The following is a 9,331-nucleotide window of genomic DNA, read 5'->3' as shown; positions in this document are numbered from 1 at the left end:
TATAACTTTGGGGGCTTTTTTTCTACCCTAAACTTCTCAAACACGCTCTTAGATATGCATACTTCGTATTGGTTGCCGTTAGGTCGGTGGTACTCGCTTTATAGGCATCATATTGCGCTTTCCCCCATTGAATCGCAGGTTTGCTAATCGCCGCCAGAACCGCAAGCACGCCTAAGGTCAAGAGAAATCCTCGACTAACTTTGGGTTTAGGTTGTGTGTTTGAGTTCTGCATGGCAAGTCAGGTTTAAGCGATCGCGGCAGGCTAATTTGTATGTAAGAGCAATTCATGAATTGTCCTTACGATTCTAGGCTATATCATAACTCATCCAATCTAACCCTTCGATCGCCTATGCAATCCTAAGTGATTGGATTCAAGACTGGATCTCTTGGGTTTTGGCTATTCGCAGCTTAGGATTCCAATCAAGACAATCTCTACCCCAAACCTTTACACTATACCAATTGGGAGCCTCTTCATTATGTGAGGAGGAATCGTCGTAGCGACAATACTCAACGCGAAATCCCATTTGCTGCCAGTTGCGCATGGGAGGAATCTCATAGGGAAACTCTCGATCGCCTATGGGTATTCCATCTTGGCAGGCAGGGCAAATGCGATCGAGCCATTTTCTGGCGATCTCATCTTCCAAATAATTTCCCTTCCCTTGAGCGTAAACTATCGCCGCAAAAGGGGATTCGCTAGTAGATTCGCTTGACTCCCGCTGATTTTGCAGCAAAAACAGATCGATTTCTGGCAACCCCTGGATCTGCTCCACATAACCCAAGAGCGCACCTTGGGGATGCAAGACATGGTAGTAGTAGGCTAAATGCCAAGAGATACGACGAACGACCTCTGGATCGCGATCGCATCCCAATGCCATGAGAACTGGTTCCATGCCATCGACTGGGCGATCGGAGAGATACATAGCAATCAAATAGGCAACATCTCTTCGTCCTAGGTCTAAACAACGCCAAGCGGCTTCAACATCTTCTAAAAAACGCATGGCAATATGGAAGCCAAGACAGTCAAAGGTGAGCGTCAAAAGAGTTGACAAAGGTTCCAAAGTTGGCGATCGCGCCAAGGTATGCCACAACCATTGATGTAAATCAAACCTGCGGTGGCGAGCGAGGAGTTTATCCTCGGCTTCGCTCAAAGCCGATAAAAATACACCTGCTATGCCGAAGCCATCGATCTCTAAGGTCTGAATGATTTCAAACATTTGGGGTAAGGGTGGTAAACGATCGCAGATCTCTTGTTCGCGTTCGTAAAGACCGTTGGTGATTTCGTTGTCTGTAAATTCGCCATTCTCTTCTTGAACAAAGTCGTGATAGGTATGGAGCTGTTTTGTGGCTTGCGTGTAAAACCAGCCGATTTTACGGGCTGCCTGGCGACGCACTTCCAAATTCTCATGCGCGAGCAAACTCAGGAGCCTATTCCCTGCCTCTCGCCAAGTCCTTTTGTCATCTTTATCCCAAATTTTAGAATCCAGAGCCATAAAATAGCTTTCTATCGAGTTACTGTAATGATCGATCGCGAAAATAATCTCCGCGACCAAAAGCCATAAGGAGAGATCCCTTTCAAGAACAAACGAACATTATCGCCATGCTTCGGACAGAGTTACAGATTTTCTCAATCGCCGTATTAAGTTCTAAAACAATTTCTTGCGATCGCAAATCAATTATTCGTATCATAGGCTACAGAAATATTTTTAATCTGATAGAGAGATTTCAGCCTCTATTAGACATATATTGTTGTAAATCCTGACATAAGGTAAAGGCAAGGTAAATAGAGATGAAAACTGCTGCTCTTAACATCAGAATGAAAAAAGCGACGGCTGGGGTTTCACGCAGTCAATATTACGATCGATCGCCCCAAGATTCAGCATGGGTGACATTGCTTGAGTTACCCGATCCTTACTGCTTTAACGAAGCCTTACTGATGTGCGAATATCCCGATGGTAAGTGGGCCGCATGGATTCCCGACTTTGGTGAAGTTACCCTGCACTCAGGTCAATTTTGCCGCGATCGCGTCTAGTTTTGGGAGTCCTTTAAGTAAAACGCAAAAAATTTTAAAACCTTAAAAAGGGCGCAGGGGGGAATATTTTTTTTAAGGTTTTTTCTCTATTCCTGTCTGGGAGAGGATTTGAGAAGGGGGCTACATGAGCCCTCTTTTTGATTTTGTAACGGGCGATCGATGTCGGCAACAAATTTTTCGATTTTGTACTGGAAATGTGTTGCTTGCTTTGGTATGATGAGTTGCTCAAATAGAGTACTCCCAAAAGGAGAGGTGGCCGAGTGGTTGAAGGCGCAGCACTGGAAATGCTGTTTAGGGGTAACTTTAACGAGGGTTCGAATCCCTCCCTCTCCGTTGACATCTAGATATGCTACATACGCCATGCTAAATGTGCTTGAGCATTTGCCCCAAGGTTTGCTAGAACTTGAGGTCACAGATTTATATAAGCTTCTAGAAACACCCACGTTAATTCACCTTGAGGGTGAGAGACAAGCACCTTTGTTTGTCTCAATTTTGCTGCATGGCAATGAAACCACAAGCTGGTTGGCAATGCGATCGCTGTTGCAACGCTATCAAGGGAAGGTCTTACCGCGATCGCTCTCCATTTTTTTTGGCAATGTGTCTGCGGCAAGGTACAGACAAAGGCATCTCGACGATCAGCCTGATTACAATCGCATTTGGCAGCCTGGCGACAGCCCCGAACAAAAAATGGCGCAGCAGGTGATCGAGTCCATGCGATCGCGGGGTGTGTTTGCCAGTATCGACGTTCATAACAACACTGGGTTAAATCCTCATTACGGTTGCATTACCAGACTCGATCGGCGATCGCTCAATTTGGCGAAATTGTTCAGTCGCACCGTCGTTTATTACACCACCCCCAAAACGGTTCAGTCCTGCGCTTTTGCGGAACTATGTCCGTCGATTGTGATCGAGTGCGGGCAACCCGATGTACCTGATGGTACTGCCCATGCCCTTGAGTATTTAGAAACCTGCTTAGCTTTAGAATCAATTTCCGATCGAGAAGTTACCGATATTGACCTGTTTCATACAGTGGCGATCGCAAAGATTCCCCCATCGGTCAGTTTTGGTTTTGCCGATCTAAATCCTCAGCATTCGACCGTGGATCTCAAGCCTCAAACTTCAAACCGAGATATTTATTTTCCTGCCGATCTAGATCGCCTCAACTTTTGCGAACTGCCTGTAGGTACAAAACTGGGAGATATTCGCGCCACTGGCGATCGCGCCTATTTAGAAGCTTGGGATGAGTCTGGGCAAGATGTCAGCGATCGCTTTTTTAGCTATGACCAAGGAGCCATCCGAACTCGCTTACCTGTAATGCCCTCTATGTTGACGTTACAGCCCCACATTATTCGCCAAGATTGCCTCTGCTATTTAATGGAACGGTTAAAAATTTAGCTCTAATCACAATCTAAATTTAGATCGGCTAAACTAAGGCGTGGCTTAAGTTTAGTAAGGCGATCGCAGCGGGAATTTCCAAAATCTAGTCATCTTTTTGTAATTGCTCAACTTAGTAAAATCAACAAAAAATGACTGTCAAAAAGTCGATTTTACCTCTATTTTATCTATATATCAGCAAATTATCGTTTGACAAATGAGAATGGTGTCATTTAGCTAGTTTTTGAGACAATTTATAGGCTGAAACCCTGATTCCTTCTAGGTTGAGCAATTACATCTTTTTTTACTGGCAGGATTGAGCGATGCAGCAGCATTGGATGTAGCTCAATTTTTGCAAGGGGTGACGCTGCTCTCGGCGCTGGCTTTCAGTCCCTACCCGCTATTGAGAATTACGAAGCGATCGTGGTTGAGTAATCTGCTAAAAAATAAGGCAAGTAGTGTGACAACGACAAAGAATATCTTCAATTTTTTTGTTTTCATTGGTTTCGGGTATGGTCAATTTCCCCCAAATTGGATATTTATCTTGTATTCCATCTTTGAACTTCACATACATAATTGAATGAGCGATATACCAGGTCATAGTAAGTTAGTTGTAGTAGTCCACTAGATTGACTGGGTTCTGTCAACACTTGCGTCAGGTAGGATCGGGGAGGGCTTTTTAGGTCTTACAGCTATTGGCGAAGTTCCAGAATTGTCATCAAAGAATCTAGATGCTCTAGATGCATTTATTGGTACAGAATGATCGGAGAAAAATAGCTTTCGAGGGAATGGAAGCCTGATGATAAAACGATCTATTAAGCCAGTAGTAACTTTAGCTAGTCTCTGCTCTGCTCCCTTTCGCGCCAATAGGAACTCAGGGTTATAGATTTCTATCTCATCCATATTCATCATATATAAGGTGCGATATTTCTCTGGAACTGGAAAAAGACAGGAAGACAGAATCATTAGTGATTCTATTTCATCGTCCGCATTTAGATTCAACTTGTGAACTTTCCCGATCACAACCCCATTGAGTGTGATAACTTCTCTGCCAATAAAACTCCGTAAATACCTTTGCTGTTCAGTGCTCATACGATTAATCCGTTACGCAAATAAATCAGACGAAAGCCGTAACATATTTAAGGGAAGAGCATGATTGCCTTGACCGATCTTAGCATACATGAAGTTTTGCTAATTACTGATATTTAAGTGTCTGCCCCTAGTCATCTGGGCAAGCACTGGGAATTGCTTCGATCGCCACAATCATTCATCAAAAATTTACAGCATGAAAAGATTTGCCCAGCGATCGCCTTGGCAAGTCCTACAGAACATCTGGTAACATCGGATATTACAGGTATCGTTTGAGATTGAATGCAGGCAGAAACTTTAGAATTGTTGGAATGGGGAAGGGTATGTCAGCACTTGGCGACATTTGCCTCGACAAAATTGGGCGCGATCGCGTCGAGCCGTCTCCCAATTCCTGATACCTACGAGCAAAGCCTAGAACTGCTGACGCAGACAAAGGAAGCCTATTTTCTCGAAACCAAATTGATTGGTGGTGTTTCCATCGAGGGTGTGCAAGATATCACCACTGCGTTATTACGAGCCGAGCGACAAGGGATTTTGTCCTCAGAGGAACTGCTGGCGATCGCTACCACCCTCGCAGGAGCCCGAAACCTACGGCGCACCTTAGACAATGCTGAGGGTTGTCCTAATTTACAAAATTTAGTCAGCGAACTTCGCACCTATCCTGAGATAGAGCAGGAAATATATAACTGTATTGACGAGAGTGGTTCCGTTTTAGATCGAGCTTCCGAGAAATTAGGGACTATTCGCCTCTCTTTACGCCAAGTGCGCGACCAGATTTATAACAGCCTACAGGGAATTATGCAACGGCGGCAAAATGCCCTGCAAGAGAATGTAATTACCCAACGCAGCGATCGCTATGTGCTGTCTGTGAAAGCGCCGCAAAAAGACCAAATCCCCGGTGTGGTGCATGACACGTCCAGTACGGGTATGACTTTATTTGTGGAACCCAACTCGATCGTTCCTTTGAATAATAAATTGCGCCAGTTGGTGCGCCAAGAACAAACGGAAATCGAAGTAATTTTGCGCCAGCTCAGCGATCGCGTCAGTGAAGTCGTAGAAGACTTACAGCGCTTATTAATTATTGTTACCAAGATTGACCTTGCGATCGCCCGCGCTCGTTATGCCTATTGGCTCGGAGCAAATCCACCCCAATGGAATTCTATTTTGAATGCCAAGGTGAATTCTGTACGGGATAGAACTGCGATTACACTGCGCCAACTGCGCCATCCTCTGTTGGTTTGGCAGCAGCACCACGAGTCAGGACGAGAAGTCGTTCCTGTGGATGTGCTGATCTCCCCAGAGATTCATGTTGTGGTGATTACAGGGCCCAATACTGGTGGTAAAACTGCCACGCTGAAAACCTTTGGCTTGGTAGCTTTGATGGCAAAGGTGGGAATGTTTATTCCTGCGAGAGAACCTGTGGAGCTGCCTTGGTTCGATTGGGTACTGGCGGATATTGGCGACGAGCAATCGCTCCAACAAAATCTTTCCACGTTTTCAGGGCATATTCGCCGCATTAGTCGCATTCTCTCAGCGATTAGTAATGATTCCCTCGTGCTTTTAGATGAAGTAGGAGCGGGGACTGACCCATCGGAAGGCAGTGCGATCGCTACGGCTTTATTAGAATATCTCGCAAATCATACGAGTTTAACCATTGCTACCACGCACTTTGGCGAACTTAAGACCTTGAAATATCAGAATCCCAAATTTGAGAATGCCTCCGTGGAATTTGATGATGCTTCTCTCGCGCCGACCTATCGATTGCTCTGGGGAATTCCTGGTCGGTCGAATGCTTTGGCGATCGCACGGCGATTGGGCTTGCCAGAAACGATCTTAGGAATGGCTCAAGGGCATGTTGGCTATGGCTCTGCTGAGTTGAATACGGTAATTTCAGAATTAGAAATTCAGCGTCGTCAGCAAAATCAAAATACTGAGGCGGCGGCTCGACTCCTGAAGGATACGGAGAAGTTACACAATGAAATTCTCGATAAATATACCCAGCTAAAATCCCATGCCCTAGAATTGCGAAATAATCAAGAGAAGGAAGTGACAGCGGCAATTATGCAGGCAAAAAAAGAAATCGCGAGGGTGATTCGCAAATTGCAACAGGGCGATCAGTCGGCACAGACAGCCCAACATGCAGAAAAACGAATGGAAGAACTCGGCAAGCGCCATCTGCCCTCGGAACAGAAATCTGCCAAAAATTCGCCAGCTACAGCCAGCGATCGCTATCTGCCCAAGGTCGGCGATCGCATTCGCATTCGCAAACTGGATAAAGTTGCTCAAGTTCTCTCGGTCTCTGCGGATTCAAGTGAAATTTCTGTGCGATTAGGAATGATGAAAATGAATGTCAATGTATCGGATATCGAGAAAATCTGAATCCCTTTGTCTGCATTTTGTAGGAGTTCTAATGCCACGAGCCAGAATATGACTGTATAATTTATTTTACGCTTGATAATTCACTTTACGCTTGATAAAGCTATGGTCAACCTCAGCTATCAGCAAAATCGCGCCCTGCCAACTGCCGAGCAACTGTCCTGCTCTGATGAAACCCCTGTGGACAATCAGCTTCAAAACGACATTCCTAACCTGTTGCTATTCCTGCTGTCATTTATCTGGGCAAAGCGCGATGACTGGTACTTTGGTATAGACATGGCGGTTTACTACAATCCTGATGAGCCTGCAATCGTTCCTGATGGCTTTTTAGCAGTGGGCGTTAAACGCGATACAGGTGAAAGAGGCAGGCTAAGCTATGTTTTATGGGAAGAGAACTACATTACGCCAGTAATAGCTTTAGAGGTGGTTTCAGAGAAATATAATGGTGAATATGAGGGTAAACTTGAAGATTATCAAGCTCTAGGTATTCTCTATTATGCTATCTATAATCCACTGAGCGGTAGAAGAGGACGGCACAAATATAGAGATAGATTGGAAGTCTATAAACTGATATCGGGTGAGTATAAGCTCATTTCTCTTAATGTTATCCAAAAGGACAGTAAAGCTTTTGTGTGGATGCCAGAGTTAGATTTGGGTTTGGGTTATGAGAACGGCGAGCATCTTGGTTGGCAAAGGGAATGGCTGTATTGGTATGACAAGAATGGCGATCGCTATTTGTCGGAAGCAGAACAGGAACGCCAAGCGAAGTTAGTGGCTGAAGCGATCGCCGAAAAAGAACGGATGCAAAAAGAGAACTTAGCTGCACGCCTACGTGCTCTTGGAGTCGATCTTAATGAAATTTAGAGTTTGAAAGGGGAAAGCTTTGCACATATCACTTAGTGCTTTTATCAATTACCTAGGTCGTGATAGACTTTTTTCATGTTCTTAATGGCAGGGATAAGTTTTTTCTATAAAAAATCCTATGATGATTAATAATCGCTATAACATTCTTGAGGTTTTAGGTGAAGGATCTTTCGGTAAAACATTCTTAGCAGAAGATATTCAGATGCCCTCCAAGCGTCGTTGTGTAGTCAAGCAACTGAAGCTATTTGAAAATGAAAACGAATGGATGGCAAATCAAAAGCGAGAACGGTTTCAGAAAGAGGCAAAAATCTTAGAGGATTTAGGCAAAGCTAGCAATCATCGCATCCCTGAACTCTACGGACATTTTGCAGAGGGAAATCAGTTTTATTTAGTGCAAGAGTTTATAGAACCCATTTGAGATCTAATCTAGGAGACAGAAGCCTTGTAGCTAGCTGGGTTTCTCTGTTTTCTGGCAGAAAACGGCTTTCTTTAGCTGCCTCTATCGTAGATCGCTGAATGACGGCTTGCTGCAAAGCTAAGTATCACAGGAAAAGATACCAAATGGGTTCTATAGCGAAAGCTAAGACAAGTGTGGAACAAGAGCCAATTAACGCCCCTTGCCATGTAGCAAGGTTTAAGGGGAGTCTTTGAGACATAGCTGCTAGTTTAGTAAATCTATTCGATTACTTAATTTTATCCGAAAGTGTCAAAATCCAGTACTAACAATCTCAGAATATACTCCTCAATCTTGAGTGGGAATTCCAAGTATTGGGGCCAATAAAGATGAACGTGAATGTATCGGACATCGAGAAAATTTCGTAAGTTGAAGCACGATCATCGTATCAATTCTTCAATCTCTTATTTGCGCTTACCCACGATCGCACGTTTCGGATCGAAGCGATATCGTCGAGGATGTCAGCCTGCTGTAGCCATTCAGTCAACACTAAGCTAGAGATCGGAGGAAATGTGGGACTTGACTCGCATTCTAAGTACTTGCCATTTTGCAGTTGATAGATGGTTACACCTCGACTGCGCGTATATCGCCATAGTTCGCCAACTCCTAAACGAGCGTAAATGCTAAATTTGCGACTAGAGCCACTTGAGAGATCTATCTCAATCGCTAAATCGGGAGGAGGATCGATCGCTAAGTCAATTTCCACCCCACGCAATTTTGAAAAACTTTGGATATAAAAGCAAGAATCAGGCTCTGCCCCGACTTCAAGATCTTCGCGATCTAACGTCATGGAACCATATCCCCGAAGGCTGTAGTTATATTCTTCTACTAAAACGCGCAAAATCGCTTCTAAGAGGCGACTAAAAAACTCATGTAGACCTGAAGGCATGACTATCTCCAACACACCGCGATCGTAAGAAATGAGCGAAGCTCGATTATTTCCTAACTCGGTCAGAAGTGATCGATAGGTTTGCCAACTTACAGGTTGCAACACAATCGTTTGTGTTTCAGATTGCAAGGATGTTTTGACTGGCGAAGTAAACATCTCTACCTCTTAGCTGCTTTTCTCTGTTGACTTCTATTGTACAGCACTTAAGGGCATCTCTAAAAATACAAACAAGAGTAGGAAGGGATTTGAGGAAAAT

9 protein-coding genes and 1 tRNA gene are annotated in these 9,331 nt (G+C 44.3%); 7 read left to right on the top strand and 3 right to left on the bottom strand.

The window, feature by feature from the left end; genetic code table 11:
• Positions 1-22 precede the first annotated feature (22 nt).
• Together V2H45_RS23455 and V2H45_RS23450 are read right to left on the bottom strand one after the other, a co-directional pair.
• Positions 23-232 (bottom strand): hypothetical protein, encoded by a 210-nt coding sequence (locus V2H45_RS23455; protein WP_330486116.1) that lies wholly within the window; start codon positions 230-232, stop codon positions 23-25.
• 139 nt (positions 233-371) lie between these two features.
• Positions 372-1,490 (bottom strand): hypothetical protein, encoded by a 1,119-nt coding sequence (locus V2H45_RS23450; protein ID WP_330486115.1) that lies wholly within the window; start codon positions 1,488-1,490, stop codon positions 372-374.
• Between the two features lie 323 nt (positions 1,491-1,813).
• Here V2H45_RS23450 and V2H45_RS23445 point away from each other — a divergent pair, with 323 nt between their 5' ends.
• The 7 genes from V2H45_RS23445 (at position 1,814) to V2H45_RS23415 (ending at position 8,150) form a co-directional block, all read left to right on the top strand.
• On the top strand, positions 1,814-2,029 hold the full coding sequence (locus V2H45_RS23445; protein ID WP_408648886.1) for a hypothetical protein: 216 nt from the start codon (positions 1,814-1,816) through the stop codon (positions 2,027-2,029).
• A 246-nt stretch (positions 2,030-2,275) separates the two neighbouring features.
• Positions 2,276-2,362 (top strand) — tRNA-Ser (locus V2H45_RS23440).
• Between the two features lie 27 nt (positions 2,363-2,389).
• The gene (locus V2H45_RS23435) at positions 2,390-3,424 is read left to right on the top strand and encodes a M14 family metallopeptidase (protein ID WP_330486113.1); all 1,035 of its coding nucleotides are present in this window, start codon (positions 2,390-2,392) and stop codon (positions 3,422-3,424) included.
• Positions 3,425-4,612: 1,188 nt separating this feature from the next.
• Positions 4,613-4,768, top strand: coding sequence for a hypothetical protein (locus V2H45_RS23430; protein ID WP_330486112.1), 156 nt, complete (start codon positions 4,613-4,615; stop codon positions 4,766-4,768).
• Between the two features lie 6 nt (positions 4,769-4,774).
• Positions 4,775-6,871, top strand: coding sequence for an endonuclease MutS2 (locus tag V2H45_RS23425; protein ID WP_330486111.1), 2,097 nt, complete (start codon positions 4,775-4,777; stop codon positions 6,869-6,871).
• Positions 6,872-6,973: 102 nt separating this feature from the next.
• Complete coding sequence (locus V2H45_RS23420; protein ID WP_330486110.1) at positions 6,974-7,732, top strand: Uma2 family endonuclease; 759 nt, start codon at positions 6,974-6,976, stop codon at positions 7,730-7,732.
• 118 nt (positions 7,733-7,850) lie between these two features.
• The gene (locus tag V2H45_RS23415) at positions 7,851-8,150 is read left to right on the top strand and encodes a protein kinase (RefSeq protein ID WP_330486109.1); all 300 of its coding nucleotides are present in this window, start codon (positions 7,851-7,853) and stop codon (positions 8,148-8,150) included.
• A gap of 424 nt (positions 8,151-8,574) precedes the next feature.
• Here V2H45_RS23415 and V2H45_RS23410 read toward each other — a convergent pair whose 3' ends face one another.
• Complete coding sequence (locus V2H45_RS23410) at positions 8,575-9,231, bottom strand: Uma2 family endonuclease (protein WP_330486108.1); 657 nt, start codon at positions 9,229-9,231, stop codon at positions 8,575-8,577.
• Positions 9,232-9,331: the final 100 nt, after the last annotated feature.

Source organism: Tumidithrix elongata BACA0141 (genome assembly GCF_036349135.1).
In the GTDB taxonomy this organism is placed as follows: domain Bacteria; phylum Cyanobacteriota; class Cyanobacteriia; order Pseudanabaenales; family Pseudanabaenaceae; genus Tumidithrix; species Tumidithrix elongata.
The sequence above is the reverse complement of the archived record's forward strand: the minus strand, read 5'-3'. Positions and strand labels throughout refer to the sequence as shown.